The organism is Paenibacillus sp. tmac-D7, from assembly GCF_006519665.1.
Lineage (GTDB): Bacteria > Bacillota > Bacilli > Paenibacillales > NBRC-103111 > Paenibacillus_G > Paenibacillus_G validus.
On record NZ_VIDW01000039.1, the window covers coordinates 20,940 to 44,639 of the forward strand.

Genomic DNA, 23,700 nt, shown 5'->3' on the forward strand with positions numbered 1-23,700 from the left:
CCCCTGACGGCGCATGCGCGATACGTTGGACGGCGGTACAGTTTTTTTGTGGGGACCGCGCAGAGCACAAAGCGGATTTAAAGGCCGGTTAATAGCTCAAAGGCTGCCTGCAGCCTTCGTGTGACCGGACCGGGGATGCCTTGAGCCACAGGGGCGTCATCGATGCGGACGATCGGCGTCACCTCCACCGTTGTACCGGTAATGAACGCTTCGTCGGCTTCCCGGAGCATGTCGATCGTGAACGGCTCTTCGATGACGGGAATGCCGAGCTCCCGGGCGAGCCGGAGTACCACCAGCCTTGTGATCCCGTGCAAAATGAGATGGTTGGCCGGGTGCGTGCAGACGGCCCCGTCCCGGACGATCATGACGTTGGACGCGCTGCACTCGGTTACCGTGCCGCTGCGGTGCAGGATCACCTCGTCCGCGCCGCGATCAAGCGCCTCCTGCTTCGCAAGCACGTTCGGCAATAAGTTGAGCGTCTTCAAGTCGCAGCGCAGCCAGCGGATATCTTCCGCCGTTACGGCGCTAATCCCTTGCTGCATGGAGGCAAGGGGCCGTCCGTATTCCGACGCGGAAGCGAACAGCACCGGTGCGGCGTCGGCCGGGAACGGGTGGGAGCGCGGGGCTTCTCCGCGTGTGATTTGCATGTAAACGGTGCCCGTTTGCAGCTCGTTCGCCGCAATCAGTTCCCGGAGCTTCGCAGTCATCGCTTCGCGGGGGAGCGGAAGCGGGATCCGCAGGGCGGCAGCCGTCCGCTCCAACCGGTCGAAATGGGCGTCTGCTTCGAAGAGACGGCCGTGATACACGCGAAACACTTCATAAATGCCGTCCCCAAAATAATACCCGCGGTCATCGGGTGAAATTCGAACCTCTTCTTTGGAAAGCAGCCCTTGCTGAAACCATATTTGCTGCGGCATCGCATGATCCTCCTTAAGTTATACAGGTTGCGCGGAAACAGGAACGTGTGTTTGCGTTTCTGCGGATGTTTGTGCTATGATAATTTTAGACTAACAACGTTGTACGGAGTTGTCAAAAGTTTGAAAGGCCGATTATCGGCTCAGGTACAAAAGGCCCGTCCAGATCGCAGTGAGGGACGGTTCGAGACGAAGTGAATGGCTCGTCAACGTGTCGAAAGTCCTCTTCCCACGCGTTAGAAGAAACGGATTTTGTCGAATAAACTATAGTTATGGTGAACGAAAAAGAGAGCAAAACGAAGAAAATCGAAGAGAATTCGGGAGAGGCTCGGACTAACTCGGCAATTTCAAGGATATCTCATTCGATACACTATATATTGTATTGTATAATGAATTTCGCATACCAGATATTGTGATTTGACGACTTGGGTGATCATTTATTCCGGGAGGTTGTTGTTTTGAAAACTACGCAGCAGACCAAATTGGAAGGTTTAAGCGAGAAAATATTTCTGGACCGTTACGCTATGAAGGACGCCGATACGAGTCATACGAAGGTGGGCGATACGGTTCTGGTATTGACTAAAGATGATCCGAAATTTCCCGCGAAGGAAGTCGGTGAAGTGATCGAACGTCAGGGCAGACAAGTCAAGGTGAAGCTGCGCAGCGGCGACGTCGTAGAGTCGTCGGTCGAGAAGCTGACATTAGCGCTTGAGAAAACACCGCAGCAAATGTGGGATCGCTTGGCCGCTGCCATGGCATCAGTAGAGGCAACACCGGAGAAGCGCGAAGAATGGACGGACAAGTTCCGTTATATATTGGACGACTGGAAGCTGGTTCCCGGCGGGCGCATCGCCGCAGGAGCGGACGCCAGCGACGAGCTTACGCTGTTTAACTGTTACGTCATTCCGTCTCCGCATGACAGCCGCGGCGGCATTATGGCGACGCTGTCGGAGATGACGGAAATTATGGCGCGCGGCGGAGGTGTAGGGATCAATCTGTCCTCGCTCCGTCCGCGGCGTTCCGTTGTCAGAGGCGTGAACGGTTCCTCCAGCGGCGCCGTTTCATGGGGAGGGCTGTTCAGCTATACGACCGGCTTGATCGAACAGGGCGGAAGCCGCCGCGGCGCGCTGATGCTGATGATCAACGACTGGCATCCGGACGTGGTCGATTTCATCACCGTCAAACAGACGATGGGGCAAATTACGAACGCCAACCTGTCGGTTTGCGTGAGCAACAGCTTCATGAAAGCCGTTAAGGAAGATTTGGACTGGGAGCTCGTATACCCGGATACGACCGACCCCGAGTACAACGACATTTGGGACGGCGATCTGGAGAAGTGGCGGAAGACCGGCAAAGCCGTTATTACCTACCGTACGGTCAAAGCGCGCGACGTTTGGCATACGATCATCGAGTCGGCTTGGAGATCGGCGGAGCCCGGCGTCGTTTTTATGGAATATTACAACCAGATGTCCAACAGCTGGTACTTCAACCCGATCATTTGCACGAATCCGTGCGGCGAACAAGGGCTTCCCGCTTGGGGCGTCTGCAACTTGTCGGCCGTGAATCTGTCGAAGTTTTACGATGAGGCGAATCACGACGTCGACTGGGATGAACTGGCCAAAGTCGTTCGTTACTCGACACGGTTCTTGGACAACGTCATCGACAAGACGCCTTACCATTTCGAAGAAAACCGTCTGAACCAGCAGAATGAACGCCGTATCGGCCTAGGATCGATGGGGCTGGCGGAATTGATGATAAAGCTCGGCATTCGTTACGGCAGTCCGGAATCGCTGCAGTTTTTGGATAAAATCTATGGCTTTATGGCGCGGGAGGCTTACCTCGCTTCTGCGGATATCGCCGAGGAGAAGGGCTCGTTTACCCAATTCGAGGCCGATAAATTCCTGCAAAGCGGCTTTATGAAATCGATGACCTCCGTATATCCGGAAGTCGGCGCCGCCGTGAAGAAGAAGGGCATGCGCAATGTGACGGTCATTACTCAAGCGCCTACGGGCAGCACGGGGACGATGGTCGGCACATCGACGGGAATCGAACCGTACTTTGCCTTCGAATATTACCGCCAAAGCCGACTCGGATTCGACAAGCAGTACGTTCCGATCGCTCAGCAGTGGAAGGATCAGCATCCGAACGAAGAGCTCCCGGATTATTTCGTTACATCGATGGATTTGTCTGCGGAGGATCATATACGTGTGCAGGCGGCCATCCAGAAGTGGGTGGACAGTTCCATTTCGAAAACAGCGAACTGCCCGTCCGATTTCACGGTCGAAGAAACGAAACGCTTGTACGAGCTTGCTTTCGATCTCGGCTGCAAAGGCGTAACGATTTACCGTGACGGCAGCCGCGATGTGCAGGTGCTCAGCACGGAGAAGAAGGAAGAGAAGAAGGTCGAGCAGGCTCCGGCCGCGTCTGCAGAGAATGCCAACGACCATTCCTCGTTGTCCAGCTTGTCGCAATCGCTGTCCGTGAACATCGACGCGAAGACGGAGGAAGTGTTCGACAAGCAGTATAAGCGCCGTCCGCAAGCGCTGCGCGGTGCGACTTATAAATTCAATACGCCTTTCGGCATGGCGTACATTACGATCAATGATATGAACGGCACGCCGAGCGAAATTTTCTTGAACGTAGGCAAGGCCGGCTCCGACGTGTTCGCGATGTCCGAAGCACTCGGCCGCGTCTGCTCCTTGTTCCTCCGCTACGGCGATCACGGCAACAAAGTACAGCTGCTCGTGAAGCACCTGAAGGGCATCGGCGGTTCCGGCGCCATCGGATTCGGCGCCAACCGCGTTGAATCGATCGCTGACGCAGTGGCCAAAGCGCTTGAAATGCATGGCGATTTCACCGATACCGCCGAAGACTACATCACGGCCACGCAAGAAGTCGTGATGGAAACTACCGCCCAATACGCGGTTACCCGCAACGCGGCCACATCCCTTGACCTGTGCCCGTCCTGCGGCTCCGCCTCGCTGATCAACAGCGAAGGCTGCAAAAACTGCTCCAACTGCGGATACAGCAGATGTTCGTAAGGAAAGAGGCCGAGCGGCCTCTTCAGGCTGTCGAGAAAGTCTCGACAGCTTTCTTTATTATGAGTAACGGTTATAATTGAGACAGATTTGATCGATAACTGAGACATTTTAGGGTATATGTTTGAGAAATTATTGGACCCTTGGTATGTCAAAAATCTTGATGTATCAAGGGTTTTAACTTATAACAGCATGTTGAAGCGAATTTGGTCGATGGAACTAATAAGGCTAGGATATTGATTTTTTTATTAGATTATAAATGAGATAATTTGTTTGTGATCTTCTTAATTAGGTACATAGGTCGTGACGAAAAATGTGATAAGATAGACGCGGACTGAAAACTTGTCGTTAGAAAGTGCCGATTAAAAGAATTTTAACAATGATTGATGATTTGATCCTTTCCGGCACTAAAAAACTGCCTCTACTGGATTGGTCAGGATTCTCCTACAGAATATGCATTTGACGACAACGAATACATATTTGAGCCGAAAAGTGTTTCAAAAAGTATGGGTAACGATTAAAACTTCCTGATTACGTAAGACAATAAGGTTTATAACGATATTTGCCCATCCCAAATTTAGATGGGCAATTTATTTTAAAAAGCAAATGAAAAATAAATTCAGCAACTTGCCTTTCCTAAGCAATCAATTTAACAATACCTATTGGTCTGCTAACGGTTTAAAGAGCTTAATGGACAGATATAAAATCCTGCGGAATATTTCATGGCCGTATACTGAACGGTACATACGGTGGTGTAAGAGGTCGGGGGCTAACCGCCCCCTCCTACTTAATTTTTTGAAAGGAAAAGTTAAACAATCCTCTGATTCCTTAACATATACCACCAAGTTTACGAATTTAGCCTAGTATTTAAAGTTTTGCCTTGGTACACTGAAATTAACTTTCTTAGTAAAAAGACAGTGCGGATACATTTGCTCATCTTAGATGGAGGTTTTACTAATGGCGCAGTCTTGTTCAACTACAGTCGATTCCGGTTCTCTTGGCGTCATGTGGAAAACGGTTTCGGAGGATTGTAATCTTGCTTGCGATTATTGTTATTACAGCACTTGCGGGGGGAAGCCGGGGCCGAAAATCAACCGGATCGAAACACGAATTCTTGAGAAATTTATCAAAGAATATATGGCGAAATCTAAGGGGGGCGCTTCGTTTGCCTGGCAGGGAGGCGAGCCGCTGCTTGCCGGATTGGATTTTTTTGAAGAAGTGGTCCGTTTACAGGCCAAGTATGCGCCTCCGCACACGCAGATCAGCAATGGACTGCAAACAAACGGTACTCTTATTAATGAGGAATGGGCGTGTTTTTTTAAAACATATAACTTTCTGATTGGTGTTAGCATTGACGGACCGCAGGAAATCCATGACGCAAGACGCGTTACGGGCTCAGGCAAGGACAGCTTTCACATGATCATGAACGGAATTGAGCATTTGCGCAAGTATAAGGTCGATTTCAATATTTTAACCGTCGTTCATGATCAAAATGTGGACAAGGTCCAGGAATTAATGGAGTTTTATGATCGCGAAGGCTTTGAATATATTCAGTTTATCCCCTGTATGGATTTTCGTGCCCAACAAACGGATAAACAGGGCCAATATTTGATTACCCCCGAGCAATACGGAAAATTTTTGTGCGACGCCTTTGACATTTGGTATAAAGACGGTAACCCGAATAGATCGATCCGCTTTTTCGATAACATGTTAAGCGTTTATTTGCAGCAAGGGGCAGAGCTCTGCATTCATCGCAAAGAATGCCCGAAAACGTTGATTCTTGAACAAAATGGCGATGCTTATCCCTGTGATTTTTTCATTAGTGACGATTACAAGATAGGGAATGTCGGAGAAGATTCCCTGGATGACATATTGGCCAGTCCCGTGTACCAGAAGTTTCTGTCGATGAAGCCAAGGCTTCCTGAAAAATGCACGAGCTGTCGCTATTTGAATTTATGCCATGGGGGCTGTCCAAGAAATCGCACCTGGAGCAGGTTCGATGATCAAGTGGATGTGGACTATTTTTGCAAAAGCTATATGCAGATTTATGCCTACGCGGATGAGCGCATGAAGATTGTAGCGGCCAATATCAGGATGCGTTGGTTGGAGCAGTATTTAAAAAGCGGCCTAAAACTGCCTGGACGCAACGATGTTTGCTTCTGTGGAAGCGGTTTGAAATTCAAAAAATGCTGCGGCGCGTTTCTGCAAGAGGAAAAGACCGGCCTTGCTCGATAAGCAATCCCAATTTAATCTGTGATTTACTCATAAAGTGAGAATCCTTGCATAACAAAGGAATTTCACTTTTTTTAATTTGCGGCGAGAGTGAAGGATAAGAAATCATCGGATTGTGCAACGAAAATATTTATAAGCTAGCTTATAGTTAAGGGAGTGTTGAGAGAACGTAATGTTACTAATTTTTAAGAAAAGGAAGTTGAGATGATTATGAAGTTCAAGCAAATTATTGTCCCTGCTGCCAATCAAGTAGAGCTTCGCGAGGCAGAACAGGAATTTAATTTGGAAGCGGATGAAATTCTAATTGAAACCGAAGCGTCATTTATTAGTCCGGGTACGGAACTGGCCATCTTTCAAGCCAAGACGGAACGTGTTTATCAAAAGGGAGCATGGTGCGAATATCCATGGAGAGCCGGATACGCTAATGTGGGAACGATTGTCAGAGTAGGCAGCGGAGTTACAAAATTTAAACCGGGCCAACGGGTTTTTACTCATGGCCAACACGCTTCCATGATCGTTGTTAAGCAAGATAAGATGATTGTTGAAGTTCCCGACAATTTGGATTCAGGTACCGCTGCGGCGACCAGGCTGGCGAGTATCTCAGCAACTTCCCTTTATGTTACAGACATTCCGACTAACGCTTGGGTTGCCGTCTATGGACTCGGAATGATCGGCAACATGGCTTCCCAAATTTTTCAACTGATGGGCTGTAAAGTAATCGGAATCGATCCCAATGGATTCAGAAGAGAATTGGCTGAAAAATGCGGAATTCGTTATACCGTAAGTGGCAATGAGAATGAAGTGTTGGAGCGGATCAAGAAGTTTACAAATGGCCAAATGTGTCACATCTCTATTGATGCCGTTGGACACAGTCTGGTGATCAAGCAGGCGCTGAAGTCTACCGCTAATCACGGTCAAGTGATTCTATTGGGGACGCCACGTGTGCCTATTGAAGGAAATCTGACAGAAGTCTTGGCGGAGGTGCATTTGCGTTGGCTGACCCTGCGCGGGGCTTTAAACTTTATGGAAACATCCAAGTTGCTGGAAATTCAAAAAAACACTTTTGACTGGGTGAATTCCGGAAGATTAATCTTGGATCCAATCATTTCCCACCGTCTTTTGCCGGAACAAATTGCACAAGCGTATGACGGATTGCTTCATAAACAAGAAGAGTATACAGGCGTTGTATTGAGGTGGAAAGAGTAACGGTATACCGAATAACAGGCGGGGAGAGATTTCACTTGATTACTTATGCTATTGTAGGAACAGGGCGCATGGCGACACACCATGCTGGAAAGTTAAGGCAACTTGCGGATGCCCGGTTGCTAGCGGTTTGCGGAACGAGCATGGAAAAAGCAAGAGCTTTTACCGACAAATTTGGGGGCATGCCCTTTACGGATTTGGAAACGATGCTGGACCAAACAAAACCGGACGCCGTTTACTTGACGACACCAGCACGGGGACGGGTAGAACAGGTTCGGGCCATTGCGGCGCAAGACATTCATTTGTATATGGAAAAACCAATAGCTTCCAGCGTCGAAGAGGCAATGGAAATCATCGAACTGATTAAGCAGGGCGGGATTATCTCTACCGTTGGCTTTCATTGGCGCAGCATGGATATTGTAAAAAAAGCAGCTGAATTCATAAGAGAGAAACCGGTATCTATGGCTGTCGGCCGTTTTTACTGGACTATCCCGCTAGTAGAGTGGATTCGAGAAAGACATTTGGGCGGAGGGCAGATGTTTGACCAGACGACCCACATGATTGATCTGTCCATCCATTTTTTGGCGGATGTCGACCATCTGTTCGCCTCTTACACGCAGGTTGCCACGAAGGGTGAAATGAATAATTGGGACGCATACAGTATAACCGCGGCTTTCAAAAACGGCTGTGTCGGCAATTTTTATTCGACTTATGCTCTTTTCCCAAATTCCGGGGAAGAGCCTTTCCTTGATGTTATTCAAAAAAATCGATTGATTCGGATTACGAACGAACGTCTCATTGTTAAAACTCCTAGTCACGAGGAGGTTTTTAAGAGCCAAGATCGGGGGATGGGAGCTACGATTGATTTTCATAAAGCAGTTCTAAATCAAGCTCCCGAGGTGTGCCCATGCCCCTTGGAAGATGCAATGCGGACCCATAAGTTTACCTTGGCTGCAAGCAGCTCTGCCCTATCCGGCAAGGTTGTAAAGTTGGATGACTTTAATCATTTCGGACTTGATAATTTAAAGTAGTCATAGAAAAAGAGGAAGAGCGCAGTTGAGAAATGTCACTATGATTTCTATGGAACAGCAACAAGTTAATGCGATGGGTTGTATTGATCCGGGCTACCATACCCTCAATTTGGACATGCTTGCAGAAAGTTCCGTCCGGTTTACCGGAGCTATAAGCACATACGCACAGTGTTCAGCGTCGCGGGTAACCTGGATGGCCGGTAAATTCCCGCATCAGGCCGGGGTGTACCAAATCGGCCATGTGCTTGATCCGCAAGACTGGGGTATCACGAAGGAGTTTAATAGGGCCGGATATGAGACCAATTATTTTGGTTGGCATCTGGAATTGTCCCCCGCGGATCACGAATTCCAAGTTACCGATTATCTCCGACGGGTTGGATCTGGCAGGAGCGAATCCGGATCCGCGGTTCCACAGCTACAAAGATGTGGCAACAACGGCGAAAGCGTTAAATATTTGGAGGATTATTACGGATCGAAGCTTTTTTAATAGCCTGAGGTGGAATAGGTACGAATCCGTTTGCACTACAAAGTGGTAGAGTGGTGGAATGAGACTGGGGGATTATCGCGCGCGCCCATTGAGGATCCGACTTCCACCGGCGCTTTTGCTTCAGTTGTCCCATGGGGGAAAAAGATCAAATAGGGAAAAGCAGGGGCTGTCCCATATGTGTGTCAAAGTTCATTTGACATGGGATGCCTTTTTTTTCAATTGTATAACTTTTCGAAAATGTATAAATTTGCATATGGCCGATAAAAGGAATATCTCCACCAAAGCAAGAAATTAGATGGAACGAATTTTGGAGGTGCTTTCCGATGTACCATGTGCTGGTGGCCGAAGATGAGCATTGGATTCGCAGCGGGATTGTCGAAATGATCGATCGGATTGGCAGCGGCTTCAAGGTGGTCGGTGAAGCCGAGAATGGTATCGAAGGCTGGAATTTGATTCAAGAGCTGTGTCCAACCGTTCTTATCACCGATATCATGATGCCCAAGATGGACGGCCTTTCATTAATCAAACAAATTGATGATATAAAATTCCCAATCGTCAGCATTATTATAAGTGGATATGATAATTTCTCTTATGCGCAGCAGGGGATCCGTTACGGTGTATCCGAATATTTGCTTAAGCCCGTTCGTGAAGATATGTTGAAGGAAGCGTTAGAGAGATCCATTAAAAGGCTCGAGATGCTTCATCCTGTGCACGAGCAGCTTACGCAGATCCAATCTTATGTCGATCAAATCCAATCGATGGACGTACAGCGGCTGAATTTGGAACAGTCACATTTGATCCAAGCGATTATAAAAAACCGGCACTGCCATCCGAGTTCCAAATTGGGGCTTCTTCGTATTCTGGCTGGGAAATTAAGCGATTTATTGGAATACTCTTTTCCGGATTATGTGAAGATTTCGGCGGACGGCGAAAGTGAAGAGTCGCTCAAACGCCATATTCAACAACTGACCGAGCTTTGGTGCAAGTACAGCCAAAATCAGCTTAACAAGCGCTCATTCAGGCTTGTCATCAAGCAAGCGTGCGACTATGCCGAGAAAAACTACATGCAGGAAATCAGCCTCACACAAATAGCTGAATACGCAGGGCTGAGCGTTTCTCATTTCAGTGCGTTGTTCAAGCAGCATACAGGGGACTCTTTTGTCAACTATATCAACCAGATTCGCATTGATAAGGCCAAACAATTGCTGCTTGAGCCGGATTTGAAAATTTATCAGGTGGCCGATATGGTCGGCTTCTCGTCGATGCCGTATTTTAATCGTGTGTTTAAAAATATGACAGGTTTGTCGCCAAATGAGTATAGAAAAGGTATGGGCATATGAAGAGTATTTGGATGAGATTTCCGATTAAAGCGAGTATGGTTGTTCTGTTTATGGGAATCAGCCTGGCCTCGATTCTTCTTATGGGCATTATTTCCCACATCAATTACAGCAATGCTGTAAAACAAGACTTTCATACCGTCACGGACGAAGCTACCAAAAGATTGAATCATCATATCGAGTTTTACTTTGTGCAGCTGTCCAAAACGACAAAAACTTTAATGAATACAACGCTTATTCAAAGCTGGTTTGAAGGAAGCCCGGATCTTACGATATTTGATTTGCAAGAAATCGAAGAACAACTAAGACGTCATGTTGCTTTAAACTTTAATGAAGTAGCGGGTATTTTTTTAAAGTCTATGGATGGCCGAACGTTAGCTATGCGCACTTTTTATTTCGGTAATGCCGATTTCAAAAGGGAGCCATGGTTTTCCGTTCCATTTTCGGAACAACGTGTACTCATCCCTACGCATACCATTACGTATCCGAAGGAAAACGGAATGTCCGTCATTTCAATGATCAATCCGGTCTATAGCATTACAAGCTTGAAGCCTGTCGGGTCCATTATCATGGATTTATCATTGGCCGAGATCGAATCCACCTTGGAACGCTCCAAGTTAGGAGAAACGGGGCAGTTTTTAATGCTGTCGCAGGACGACACGATCGTATACCATCCGGTCAAGGATTGGCTGGGACGCAAACTTTCGGATACGCCGTTGGGCGAGATTAGCATTCCGGAAGCAGGCGTTGTCAGCATTCAAAGATACAAGGGTGAAAAGATACTGGTTTCCACAAGCAGCTTAAAGGTTTCAGGCTGGAAAATCGTTGCCATCGTTCCTTTTGATGAAATGGCCAGCGGTTACTATACTGCCAGGAATGCCACGATCATTGCATTTTTCTTGATCGCCATTATGGTAATCTTACTGGTGCCATGGGTATCCAATATATTCGTAACTCCCGTACTTCATTTGAAAAGTAAAATGGACAAAGTATTTCAAGGCGATTACGAGACAAGAGCGGTATACCATCAGGGAAGCAATGAATTTCAGAAGCTGAATTATAGCTTTAACAAGATGGTCGAGCAATTAAATGATCAGCTTAATACGATCTCAAACTTAAAGCTGCAGGAAATTCACGCGCGATTACGCCAGAAAGAGGCCTATATCCAAGCGCTCCAGAATCAAATTAATCCCCATCTGCTTTATAATTCATTGGACGTTATTAAAAGCATCGGTTATCTCCATAACGACGAGCTCGTTGTAAGTATGGCCGGCAACTTGGCGGATGTTTACCGTTACACGGCAAAGATTTCCGACAAAGAAGTCACATTGAAAGAAGAACTGGCCATTTTGGAAAAATATTTGGAAATCACCCATATCAGATTCCCGAAGAAATTTCAAAGCAGGATCGCCGTAAACCCCAAGTTCCACGATTGCTTGCTTATTAAACTGACTATCCAGCCGATCGTCGAGAATGCCATTAAATATGCCGTGGAGCCGAGAGGCGGAAATGCAAGTATCATTGTCAGCGCGTATAACGATTCGGATGACCTGGTGATCGAGATTGCCGATAACGGAGAAGGAATCCCTGAAACAAAACAAAGGGAAATCACCGAGCAATTAGAAAGGATCATGCAAAACGGCAATAACCAAGATTATATTCGCACGGATTCATTAGGCTTGGCGAATGTTCATACCCGATTGTTATTAAAATATGGCGAAGGGTATGGCCTCGTTATTTCAACTTTTCAAGGACGCGGGACTGTGGTTTCAATTCGAATCCCTATGAGATTCCAAACGAAAAGTGAATTGCAGTTAAGAAATCAGAGAATAGTGTAAAGCTGTTTTTATACAAATCCCCTATGATAAGAGTGAGAGAATAATCGTTAATAACAGAAAGGGGAAAACTATGAAGAAGAAGCTGTTAGTAATTTGTGCAATTTTGCTCTTGTTAAGTAGCGTAATAGGCTGCTCCAAGCAGGATGCAGGAGCTTCGAAAAGCAAAGAGGCCGGAGAACAGGCTGCGGCCGCCGATGACTTGAGTGAAAAGTTGACCATAAATTGGATGGCTCGCTCCTTTCAAGGCGGGGGTTGGCCGGAAGACCATCCGATGATTCGCGAGCTGAACAAAAAGTTTAATGTGGATTTAAAAATTCAGTGGGTACCTGCAGCCAATATTAAAGAGAAGCTGAATGTCCTTGCCGCCTCGAACGAATTCCCGGACGTATTTTTTGTCCTTCATCCGGAATTCAACAAGTGGAAGAAGCAAGGATTATTCCTTGATGTACAACCTGTTTTGAATCAATATCCCAATTTGGCGAAAATTCCTCAGGATACATTAAAGCGGCTGAATCCTCAAGGAAAGATCCTCGGATTTCCTTACTATATAACGGAAGCAAGGGATTCATTGTCCGTTCGTGAGGATTGGCTAAAGAAACTTAATTTGTCTGCACCAAAAACCTTGGATGAATTTTATGAGGTTGCGAAGGCTTTTGCGACGAAAGATCCCGACGGCAATGGAAAACAGGATACAACCGGTTTTTCGTTTTACATTGATTCAACCACCAATACGCTTCGTGACATTGAATTTATTATGGCCGGATTCGGCTTAGCAAATCAATGGAAAGAAGTAAACGGCAAATTGGTGCCTTATCAGACGCAAGTGGAGGAATGGAAAAGCTTTTTAACCTTCATGAATAAAGCTTATAATGAAGGTGTATTGGATAAAGATTTTGCCGTAAACAAAATAAGATCAACCATTGAAAAGTTCGAATCAAACAAAGTGGGTTTTGCTTATTTGAATCCTAATGAGTGGAACTCTTCCATTAAAAACGTTACTAAGCTTGTACCGAACGCTTTGGTAAGCGCTCTCGAACCTCCAAAGGGCCCGACAGGCTTGACCGGAACGCAGATCATTGACAGTCTGGACAAATACGTTATTAATGCCAAAATCGATCCGAAGAAGCAGCGCCGGATCTTGATGATCCTGGATTATATGCTTTCCCCGGAGGGATCGGATTTTATCAAGCATGGTATAGAAGGGGTCCATTATAAGAAGATTTCCGAAGACAAATACGAGAAGCTGGAAGCCGCGGACAAGGACCGGCAGAACTTGTTAAACATCTGGGTATTCCGTCCGTTTACTCCAAGTATACAAATGTACAAGTGGGAAGATCCGGCTCTGCACAAAATGATGCGAGACATGTTCGCCCAAAATCAAAAACACAAATGGCTTAATCAGGCGGCAGGGCTTGAGTCCGATACCATGACGAAAAGCGGCGCCAACCTGAATATAAAGTTTATGGAAACCGTGTCCAAAATCATAATGGGCCGTGAGCCGGTATCCGCTATAGAGAAAGCGTCAGCAGACTGGCTTGCCAACGGCGGCAATAAAATTATAGAGGAAATCAACAAGTCGTTTAAGGAATAATTGCAAAATCTAATCCTCCTTTAAGAAGTCGCATTCTTCGCAAAAGAAGTATGTGACTCTTGGGAGGATTTTTTTTGTATCTAAAATCAGAGGATCGGATAACGACTTCAGAAAATGCACCGTTTATGATTAATCCAGGTGAGATTTATTTTATAGATGGAGATGAGACAAATGAGGATTTTGTTTCTGGATTTGGATTCAACGAGCCCAGATCACTTGGGATGTTACGGTTATCATCGGAATACTTCTCCGAATATTGATAGAATCGCTGCGGAAGGAGTCCGTTTTACCAATTATTATACTTCGGATGCCCCGTGCGCCCCTTCCCGGACAGCGCTGATGAGCGGTAAATTCGGTATTATAAACGGCTTGGTAGGCCATGGGGGAACAGCCGGCGATATGAAGCCGGAAGGGAAAGACCGCGAGCTGATGGGTAAGCTGACGCGCGGAGGATCGCTTCCGTCTTACTTGGGATTAATAGCCGATTTGAAAACGGCGTTGATTAGTCCGTTTGCCCAAAGACATTCGACCTTTCATTTTTACGCGGGCTTCGACGAGGTTTTAAATACGGGCAAATTAGGCAACGAATCGGCCGAGCATGTAACGCCGGTAGCTCTGGATTGGATCCGGAGAAACGGAAGTCAGGATAACTGGTTCCTGTATATCAATTACTGGGATTCGCATACCCCTTACCGGGCGCCGATGGAATTCGGAAATCCCTTTGAGAATGATCCGCTGCCGGTATGGTTGACGGAGGAAGTGTTGGAAAGACATAAGCAGGCGGTCGGTTCCCATTGTGTTCATGAGCTGAATATTGATTTTAAAAATAAGACCTATGATAATCAAACGAATCCCAGCTTCCCGCGGCACCCTGGGGAAATCCAAGATATGAACGACATGAGAAGGATGATTGACGGATACGATTGCGGAATCCGTTATATGGACGAGCATCTTGGCCGTTTATTTGCCGCTTTGGAAGAGCAAGGTGTAATGGATGATCTGGTCATTATCATCACTGCTGATCATGGCGAGAATATGGGGCAATTAGGGATTTACGGGGAACATGCCACCGCCGATCAAGGCACATGCCGTATTCCGATGATTATCCGTTGGCCGGGAGTGAAGCAGGGCATCGTGGATGACGGGCTGCATTATCATCTGGATCTGCTTCCGACTTTGGCGGATATGCTGGACAGCCCGGCCGTTCACGATTGGAATGGAGTCAGCTATGCCCCTGTTCTAAGAGAAGGAGCCGACTGCGGACGCGATTATTTGGTGGTCTCGCAATGCGCGCATGTTGTCCAACGCAGTGTTCGTTTCCGGGATTGGATATATATTCGGACTTATCATGACGGTTTTCATCTGTTCGATGAAGAGATGCTGTTCAATCTTGCCGAAGACCCTAAAGAGCAGCATAATGTCGCGTCCGAACATCGGGAGGTTTGCATGGAGGCGGTGTATTATTTGAACCAATGGCATGACGAAATGATGCGCCGGAACAGCGATGCTGTCGACCCGTTATGGACCGTGATCAAAGAAGGCGGACCTTTCCATGCGAAGGGGTATTTGAAAGGGTACATTAAGCGGCTGGAGGAAACGGGCAGAAGCCATCTGGTTCCAGAACTTGTCCGCAGGCACCCTGAGGAATTCCCTAAAGAGCCGGATACCGTCATGGCGCTTCTTCAAGCGAAGGTTCGCGCCAGAATGACATGGAAATAGGGGGAAGGGGATTCTGTCGTCAGCTTCAAGGGGGAAGATAACCGTGAAATTGAAAACAAACAGACCTAGCATCATGTGGATTTCGTTGAGGATACGAGTCCGAGATTCGGCTGCTACGGTGATCAGTTGGCGCGGACATCCCATATTGAGAAGTTGGCGCAGGAGGTACGCTTTTGCATGTCCTGACGGAGCTAATATTAATCGTTAAAAAATCAGATGATTGTTTAACGACTTTCCGAAGCAAAGCCTTTATTCTTAAGCCATAAAACTAAAACAAATGATGATTGATGCAGGGGGGATATTTGTGCAACAAGAAATCACAGTCAAGCTTGCCGGGAGGCAATCCCAAACGTTTAAGAAACAAGCATGGAAGGAATGGAGAAGAGGTCTTCCGCTTTACCTGATGATATTGCCTGGATTTTTATTTTTTCTCATCTTTCGTTATATACCTATGGGCGGTATCGTTATTGCTTTTCAAGACTATAGTCCGTTTACCGGCTTTTTCGGCAGCGAGTGGGTGGGATTCGCGCATTTTCAACGTTTGTTTGGGGAACCGGAATTTTGGTCCTTATTAAAAAACACATTGATATTGAGTGCGCTGAATTTATTTTTCTTTTTCCCCGCTCCTATACTTATTGCTGTAGTACTGAACGAAGCAAGAATACAATGGTTCAAAAAATTTGTCCAAACCGCCATTTATATGCCTCATTTCCTTTCGTGGGTAGTTGTTGTAGGGATCACGGTTATCTTGTTTGCCACACAGGAAGGGGCAATCAATAAAGCTTTGGCGACTGCAGGTTTTGAGCGGTTGGAGATTATGACGGATCCGGATTACTTCCGCATTGTGTATGTATTGCAAAATATCTGGAAAGAAGCGGGCTGGAATGCGATTATTTTTCTGGCAGCATTGGCTTCTGTGGATCCCACCTTGTACGAAGCGGCAGTCGTGGACGGAGCTGGCAGATGGAAGCAGTTGTGGCACGTTACTCTGCCTGCTTTAAGGTCAACCATTATTATCCTGTTTATTCTAAGACTGGGACAAGTGATGGACATCGGCTTCGAGCATATCTATCTAATGCAAAATTCATTGAATCTGTCTGTTTCCGATATATTTGATACGTACGTCTACAGATCGGGTGTTCTGCAAGGGGAGTTCAGCTATACAACGGCTGTAGGGTTGTTCAAGTCCAGCATCGGTCTGATTTTGATTATAATTGCCAACAAACTGGCAAAAAAAGCTGGAGAAGAGGGGGTCTATTAGGATGGGATCCTTTGACGCACGCGGAAAAAGTCCCCTTTTTACTTTGATAATATACGGTGTGTTGGTTATGTCGCTAATGGGCATTTTCATTCCGTTCATTTACGTTATCTCCAGTTCTTTTGCAACGGAACAGGAGTTTCTCTCCCGCGGATTTTTCATATTTCCCAGAGAATGGACGATTGAGGCCTACGGATATTTATTAAGTAACGAAAATTTCACAACGGCTTTTGGAAATTCCGTTCAGATCACGGTAACTGGGACAGCGATTAATATTATACTAACAAGCCTGATGGCTTACGGCTTGTCAAAAAGCTGGCTGCAGGGGCACCGCTATCTTAACTTTATGGTGTTGTTTACGATGATTTTTTCAGGAGGAATGATCCCTACATATCTTGTTATTAAAGAACTTGGTCTTATCAATAGCTATTGGGCTTTGTATCTTAATATGGCCATTGCTCCTTTTAACTTGATTGTGATGAGAAGCTTTTTTCAAAACATCCCTTCCGAGCTGGAAGAGGCCGCGCGTATTGACGGCTGCAGCGAGGTGAGACTGTTTTTGCGCATCGTCATCCCGTTATCAATGCCGGCCATTGCGACCTTTACCTTATTTTATGCGGTATTCAATTGGAACCAATATTTTTATGCGATTCTGTTTTTAAACAATTCTTCGGATTGGCCGCTTCAGGTTTATTTGCGGCAAATGCTTATTGAAACGACCTCGGGTATGGAGGCGGATGCAGGAGGCTTTCATTACACGCCGGCTGTCAAGATGGCGGCAGTCATCATTACCGCTGTTCCGTTGTTGATCGTTTATCCGTTCCTGCAGAAGTACTTTAACAAAGGGATGCTGTTGGGTTCTGTAAAAGGTTAATCAGTAAAAATTCCATAGGAGAAGGAGTGGCAATATGCAGCATTTAAAACAGAAGCCTTTTTATTTGACGGACGAAGATATTTCCTGGGTGGAACAGACGTTGGCAAGTATGACGCCGGATGAAAAAGTGGGCCAGTTGTTTTGCATGATCGGACGTTCGAGCGATGAAGAATACTTGAGCGATCTAGCCAAAACCTATAATGCCGGCGGGCTGATGTGCCGGCCAATGGCCGCGGAAGATATAGTAAAGACCGTAAGGACGCTGCAGCAAAACTCGAAAATCCCCATGTTGATCGCTGCCAATTTGGAAAAAGGCGGTTCGGGGATCGCAAATGAAGGCACGACCGTCGGCTCCGTTATGCAGGTTGCGGCTACGAATGACATAGAGATGGCTTATAAGCTGGGAACGGTTTGCGGAAGGGAAGGAGCCGCCGTGGGCTGCAATTGGTCTTTTGCACCGATTATCGATATCGATTATAACTTCCGGAATCCAATCACGAATACTCGGACTTTCGGTTCGGAACCGGATCGCGTCCGGCAGATGGGAGTTCAGTATCTAAAAGCGGTGCAGAAATACGGCGTAGCCGCCTCGATTAAACATTTCCCCGGAGACGGTTTGGATGAGCGGGATCAGCATTTGGTGGAGAGCATCAATCCCTTGAGCTGTGAGGAATGGGACGCCACTTACGGGGCCATCTACAAAGCATGTATCGAGGAAGGCGCCATGACGGTAATGGTCGGCCATATTTTGCAGCCGGCTTACAGCAGAAAGCTTAATCCGAATCTGAAGGATGAAGAGCTTTTGCCAGCCTCGTTATCTTATGAATTGACGACGAAGCTGTTGAAGGAACGGATGGGTTTTAACGGCCTGGTCGTAACGGATGCTTCGACCATGGCCGGGATGATGATCTCTATGCCTAGAGCGCAAGCGGTACCTCATGCCATCGCGGCAGGCTGCGACATGTTCCTCTTCACCCGCAGTCTGGAAGAGGACTTTAAGTACATGAAGCAGGGCATTGAGAACGGCGTTATTACGCAGGAAAGGCTTCATGATGCGCTGACGAAAATTCTTGCCTTGAAAGCGGCCTTAAAGCTTCATAAGAAACAAGCGGATGGAACGTTGTTCCCATCGCTGGATGAAGCCATGCGGGTATTAGGAAATGAAGAACACCGGGCATGGTCGGTGGAGTGTGCCGATAGGGCCGTTACGATCGTGAAAGAAGAGAAAGGCGTTCTGCCGATTCACCCCGACAAATATAAGAAAGTGCTTTTTTACGATATCGAATCTGAAGCGGGGATTGCATATTCGGCAAGAGTAGGAGCGGCCGATCAGTTCATGAATCTGTTGCAAGCGGAAGGATTTGATGTCGACCGGTTCGAGACGAATCCGGGCTTTGAAGGCATGATGACGCCGCAAAGTAATATCGTCGGGAAGTACGATTTGATTGTTTATTTGGCCAATATGGTGACCAAAAGCAATCAAACCGTGGTGCGGATAGAATGGAAGCAGCCGATGGGCGCCAATGTTCCCGTGTACATGTCCTCGATTCCGACGATCTTTATTTCCGTCGAAAATCCGTACCATCTCTTGGATGCGCCGAGGGTACGAACCTACATTAACGCCTACAATTCCAATGACAATGTGCTGCATGCCTTGATTGACAAGCTGATGGGACGATCCGAGTTCAAGGGAATAAGCCCTGTTGATCCTTTCTGTGGAATGTGGGATACAAGACTATGAATTATAAAGCGATCATTTTCGATTTGGACGGAGTTATCGTATCGACGGATCACTATCATTTCCTGGCCTGGTCTCATATTGCCTCGCAAGAGGGGATTGATTTCGACGAGCAGGTAAATCACCGTTTGCGCGGCGTCAGCCGGATGGAGAGTCTTGAGATCATTCTGGAGAAAGCCCAAAGGTGTTATTCCCCTGAGGAAAAGATGGAGCTTGCACAGAAAAAAAATGAATTTTACCGGGGACTCTTGGAGAATCTGTCCGAAAAGGATTTGCTTCCTGGGGTCAAAGAGACTTTACTCGCCTTGCGTGAGCAGGGTTGCAAGCTGGCGATCGGATCGTCTAGCAAAAACACGCCTCTCATACTTAAGCGAGTAGGGTTGGAAGGGTTCTTCGAGGCAGTAGCTGATGGAACTCAAATACAGCAGAGTAAACCGGATCCCGAAGTTTTTTTGCTGGCCGCGCGAAAGCTTGGTATGGAACCGGCCGATTGTCTTGTCGTAGAGGATGCCGAAGCCGGAATACTGGCTGCCAAAAGGGGACGCATGGCAGCGGCTGCCGTAAGCGAAGCGAGAAACTGTTCCATGGCGGACTACAAGCTGGATTCTCTCACTGAGCTCCTCCCTCTTGTATAACGCCCTGTTTAGGGGGTAATGGGGCGGGGATTTATGAGGAAAGATTGGGACGTTCCCGCAGCACTGAGGGGGCGTCTCGCCCTAAGGGGCAGGCTCAGCTTTGGGCGAAGTCGTTTATTGCGCTTACGTTGGGTAATTTTTTATTTTTTTCAGCCACCAAAGCCTTAACTTTATCCCGACACTGACCTCCAGGATTATTCCTGCCGTGAGAGTCGGTGAAGGGATCGGTTTTTTTTGGATGCCAAATGGTCCTGCATGTCGATCGGGCCGTTATACGGTATTTTATATGATTTTGCTGGCCGTATTATTTCAGGCTTAAATCAATAGAAAGAAAAAGCAGATCAGTTCCGCTTCCGATGGCAAAGAGCTTCATAAATTAATGCAGTCGAACAGACAGTGACGGAGGATCCAGGGAGAAACAGAATAACGAACGGAGTGATAGATTGAGTAAACCTGATATTCTGGTATTTTTAAGCGATCAGCATCATGCTCTCTATGCAGGTTTTGCGGGGCATCCGTTGGTGCGTACGCCCCACACGGATCAGTTGGCTGCCGACGGCGCAGTGTTTGAAAACGCCTATACATCGTCGCCGCTTTGCGTGCCTTCTAGAATGTCGATGCTAACCGGCCAATTGCCGGAAAAAACCGGTATCTATACGAATGAAGGGGCGATCGGCAGCGCCCAGACAACTTTCCTGCACAGTATTGCGGCGGAAGGATATGAGACGGTATTGTGCGGACGCATGCATTTCCTGGGAGAAGACCAACGCCACGGGTTTACCAAGCGAATCATGGGGGAAATGACGCCGCTGTTTTGGGGAAGGTATGGTAAAGCAAGAAACGATCTCGGGCCTTATGTCGGAACGATGGCCAATCAACCTTTGAAGATTATCGGCGGAGGTACTTCGCCGGTGCTTGAATATGATAGAGCGGTGATCAGGGCTGCCTTGGAATATTTGAACCAAGACCACGAGAAGCCCCAATGCATCGTGGTGGGAACTTACGGCCCTCACCATACGTTCGTTGCTCCTGCGGATTTATATTCGTATTACAAGGAGAGGATCGATCTTCCGCAATCGTTCGAAAGCGATAGTGATCACCCTATCCTGTCTAAGCTGCGAGAGAGCAAGCTGACTGTAGATACGTTGAGAAAGCTTCGTACCGCCTATCTGGGTATGATCGAAACCATAGACGGACAGGTCGGCGAGGTGCGTGAAGCGTGGAACCGATACCTTGAACGGCAAGACCGCCAAGGCGTATTCGTCTACATGTCGGACCATGGCGAACAAGCCGGCGAACATGGGCTAATCGGCAAAAATACATTCTATGAAGGATCCGCGAAGATTCCGATTGTTTTTGCCGGCGATGGAATTACCGTCGGGCATAAAATTTCCCAACCTGTCAGTATTATGGACGTAGGGCTGACATTATGCGAATTTGCCGGTGCGCCCACACCGCCGAGACCTGACGGTATCAGTCTGAAGCGGCAGCTTTCCGGCGGAGGGGAGGATAAAGAACGAATGGTCATCAGCGAGACCCTGCATACGTTTGATGGACGCCATATCCCAGGCCGTATGCTTCGCAAAGGAAGGTGGAAATATGTGGCGTATGCGTTTCACGAGGAATTCAATCAACTTTTCGACCTTGAGGAGGATCCGTTCGAGCTTTATAACCTCCATAGCGAAAGAACCGATATTGCACGAGAGTTTCAAAAGCATCTCCAGCAAACCTGGAACATTGGGGCGATCATCGAAAAGCATCAGGAAAAAGCTGAGCATTATGCGTTACTGTCCAAGTGGGGCAAAGCCGTCGATGTTCCTGAGAGCGAGAGATGGCCGGTATCGGTTGAGGCCACGGTTCTTCCAAGCAAAGAGTAGATAACTTTTTTTGGATTAAGAAGCTAATAAATTATTTCAAATACAAAAAGGACGGCGATCCCATGTCAGTTGATCCCGTATTGGCAAGTAAAAGTGTCCTATTAACCCAGCAGAAATCTCGAATAACGTATAAACTGAATTGGAAGCTTTTAGGTCAAATATTTTGGAGCTTCTTTAAGATTGGCCCTGTTACATTCGGAGGGGGCTATGCCATGATCCCTCTCATTGAGAGGGAAGTAATAGAGCGCCGTAAATGGATTAAGGAAAAGGATGTGACCGATGTGTTCGCGGTTTCCGAATCCATTCCCGGTGCCATCGCGATTAATTCCGCCACTTTCGTCGGCTTCAGAATCGCCGGCATTCCCGGCGCCATCGCGGCCATGCTGGGTGTGTTGCTTCCAACTTTCTTCATCGTTCTGGGGCTAAGCATCGCTTTCCTGCAGGTTCAGGACAATCCGAAGATTGAAGCGGCCTTTAAAGCCATCAAGCCTTCCATAGTTGCTCTTATCGCATATGCCGGGATCAAGATCGGTAAAACGGCCATTGTTGATAAAACTACCTTTTGTACCGTTTTGGCAACAACCGCAATTATGGTAATTACGCATTTTAGCCCGGTTATCGCCATTGTTACCGGCGCATTCATCGGCATTCTTCAGGTCAAAATCAAAGAACTGATGGGAATGAAGGTGAGCTTGGAAAAAGAGGAACCAAGCCAATACCTGTATACGGATTATTATTTAGGAGACGGAATTTGAGGAGCGTATGATGATGCTTTGGGAGTTGTTTCGCACATTTTTGACGATCGGATTTGTTTCCTTCGGCGGCGGCTATGCCATGATCCCCGTAATCGGAGCTGCAGTCGAGAAGAATCAATGGATGACCGGTCAGGAATTCATCGATGTAACTGCTGTAGCCGGTATGTCTCCGGGACCGATCGCTACGAACACTGCTATTTTTGTCGGCATAAAACTGCCGGACTCGCAGGGGCAGTTGTTTCCACATTAGGCATGCTTTTGCCCTCGCTAATCATCGTCGTTGCCGTAGCAACCTTCTTCTATAAAATATATAAGCACAAAGTGGTCAAATCGGCATTTTACGGATTGCGCGCTATCGTGACCGGCCTTATTTTTTACGGGGCGATTAAATTCGGTTTGAGTAGCAATATGGTCACATTCGATTTGACTTGGTACACTATGATCGCTTGGATCATCTTCGTCTCATCTCTTTTCGCCTTATTGAAGCTTAAAACCCATCCGCTCTATGTTATTGTGCTGTCAGGGCTTTTTGGAGCGGCTATCTTTTCTTAAATTCAATCCGCCAATCAAAATCAGAGTGAACATTTGGTTTTTTAGTTGAATAAATTCATTATTTAACAAGCCCTTTACTCATAATAAGATGGTTAGGAACCAAGTGAAATAACAATGTATATTATTCATAAATATTGAATATTTAAGAAATGCGTTTTTTCTCATTATTAGTGAAATAAAGAAGAAGAGTATTGGATGAGCTGAGGACTTGAATATTTAATTTTTCAAGACCATCGTACCGTCGATATGAAGTACAACATCATTACGGATGTACATGTCACTGCAGGCAATGTCCACGATTCCTTACCTTACGTTGAACGACTGGACCGACAGGTAAAGCGTTTCGGCTTTAAAGTCGAAGCCGTAGCCCGGGATTCGGGTTATTTAACCAATCCCATTTGCAAGAAATTACACGACAGAAGGATTTTTTCCGTTATTGCTCATCGTCGCTTTCATCCCACACAGGGTTTATTTCATAAATGGGAATTTAAATACCATGTAGGTACCGATTCTTATGTGTGCCCAAATAACCAGCAGCTCACCTACAAAACAACGAATCGAGAAGGTGACAGACATTACACATCAAACCCGGAGGTTTGTAAAACCTGTCCCTTCCTCTCA

General features: G+C 46.9%; 16 protein-coding genes and 2 pseudogenes. 17 read left to right on the forward strand and 1 reads right to left on the reverse strand.

Features of this window, described 5'->3' with window-relative positions:
• Positions 1–77: 77 nt before the first annotated feature.
• A complete protein-coding gene (gene dat, locus FKP33_RS21040; protein WP_141336286.1) occupies positions 78–917 on the reverse strand; it encodes a D-amino-acid transaminase in 840 nt (279 codons plus the stop codon).
• Positions 918–1,372: 455 nt separating this feature from the next.
• Between dat and FKP33_RS21045 the strand changes: the two genes are divergently transcribed.
• From FKP33_RS21045 to FKP33_RS21125, 17 genes and pseudogenes are all read left to right on the forward strand, one after another.
• Positions 1,373–3,955 carry an adenosylcobalamin-dependent ribonucleoside-diphosphate reductase gene (locus FKP33_RS21045; RefSeq protein WP_141336287.1) on the forward strand — a complete coding sequence of 861 codons (2,583 nt, stop codon included), beginning with the start codon at positions 1,373–1,375 and terminating at the stop codon, positions 3,953–3,955.
• Positions 3,956–4,957: 1,002 nt separating this feature from the next.
• Positions 4,958–6,187, forward strand: a complete 1,230-nt coding sequence (locus FKP33_RS21050) for an anaerobic sulfatase maturase (protein ID WP_306439379.1) — start codon at positions 4,958–4,960, stop codon at positions 6,185–6,187.
• Positions 6,188–6,394: 207 nt separating this feature from the next.
• Complete coding sequence (locus FKP33_RS21055; protein WP_181410233.1) at positions 6,395–7,390, forward strand: zinc-binding dehydrogenase; 996 nt, start codon at positions 6,395–6,397, stop codon at positions 7,388–7,390.
• 35 nt (positions 7,391–7,425) lie between these two features.
• On the forward strand, positions 7,426–8,418 hold the full coding sequence (locus FKP33_RS21060; protein WP_141336290.1) for a Gfo/Idh/MocA family protein: 993 nt from the start codon (positions 7,426–7,428) through the stop codon (positions 8,416–8,418).
• A 25-nt stretch (positions 8,419–8,443) separates the two neighbouring features.
• The gene (locus FKP33_RS21065) at positions 8,444–8,905 is read left to right on the forward strand and encodes a sulfatase-like hydrolase/transferase (RefSeq protein ID WP_141336291.1); all 462 of its coding nucleotides are present in this window, start codon (positions 8,444–8,446) and stop codon (positions 8,903–8,905) included.
• Between the two features lie 323 nt (positions 8,906–9,228).
• On the forward strand, positions 9,229–10,245 hold the full coding sequence (locus tag FKP33_RS21070) for a helix-turn-helix domain-containing protein (RefSeq protein WP_141336292.1): 1,017 nt from the start codon (positions 9,229–9,231) through the stop codon (positions 10,243–10,245).
• Positions 10,242–12,080, forward strand: a complete 1,839-nt coding sequence (locus FKP33_RS21075) for a cache domain-containing sensor histidine kinase (RefSeq protein ID WP_141336293.1) — start codon at positions 10,242–10,244, stop codon at positions 12,078–12,080. Before FKP33_RS21070 ends, FKP33_RS21075 begins: the two co-directional genes overlap by 4 nt.
• 70 nt (positions 12,081–12,150) lie before the next feature.
• Positions 12,151–13,671 carry an extracellular solute-binding protein gene (locus FKP33_RS21080; RefSeq protein WP_141336294.1) on the forward strand — a complete coding sequence of 507 codons (1,521 nt, stop codon included), beginning with the start codon at positions 12,151–12,153 and terminating at the stop codon, positions 13,669–13,671.
• A 171-nt stretch (positions 13,672–13,842) separates the two neighbouring features.
• Positions 13,843–15,390, forward strand: coding sequence for a sulfatase family protein (locus FKP33_RS21085; RefSeq protein ID WP_141336295.1), 1,548 nt, complete (start codon positions 13,843–13,845; stop codon positions 15,388–15,390).
• Positions 15,391–15,694: 304 nt separating this feature from the next.
• Positions 15,695–16,651 (forward strand): ABC transporter permease, encoded by a 957-nt coding sequence (locus tag FKP33_RS21090; RefSeq protein ID WP_258313511.1) that lies wholly within the window; start codon positions 15,695–15,697, stop codon positions 16,649–16,651.
• 1 nt (position 16,652) lies between these two features.
• A complete protein-coding gene (locus FKP33_RS21095) occupies positions 16,653–17,522 on the forward strand; it encodes a carbohydrate ABC transporter permease (RefSeq protein WP_141336296.1) in 870 nt (289 codons plus the stop codon).
• Between the two features lie 34 nt (positions 17,523–17,556).
• Complete coding sequence (locus FKP33_RS21100; protein WP_141336297.1) at positions 17,557–19,263, forward strand: glycoside hydrolase family 3 protein; 1,707 nt, start codon at positions 17,557–17,559, stop codon at positions 19,261–19,263.
• The gene (gene pgmB / locus FKP33_RS21105; protein ID WP_141336298.1) at positions 19,260–19,895 is read left to right on the forward strand and encodes a beta-phosphoglucomutase; all 636 of its coding nucleotides are present in this window, start codon (positions 19,260–19,262) and stop codon (positions 19,893–19,895) included. Before FKP33_RS21100 ends, pgmB begins: the two co-directional genes overlap by 4 nt.
• A gap of 443 nt (positions 19,896–20,338) precedes the next feature.
• Positions 20,339–21,772 carry a sulfatase family protein gene (locus FKP33_RS21110; RefSeq protein WP_141336299.1) on the forward strand — a complete coding sequence of 478 codons (1,434 nt, stop codon included), beginning with the start codon at positions 20,339–20,341 and terminating at the stop codon, positions 21,770–21,772.
• Between the two features lie 80 nt (positions 21,773–21,852).
• Positions 21,853–22,527 carry a chromate transporter gene (locus tag FKP33_RS21115; protein ID WP_258313512.1) on the forward strand — a complete coding sequence of 225 codons (675 nt, stop codon included), beginning with the start codon at positions 21,853–21,855 and terminating at the stop codon, positions 22,525–22,527.
• 79 nt (positions 22,528–22,606) lie between these two features.
• Positions 22,607–23,079: pseudogene (locus FKP33_RS21120) on the forward strand (chromate transporter).
• A gap of 225 nt (positions 23,080–23,304) precedes the next feature.
• A pseudogene (locus tag FKP33_RS21125) lies at positions 23,305–23,700 on the forward strand (transposase); the annotation flags it as partial.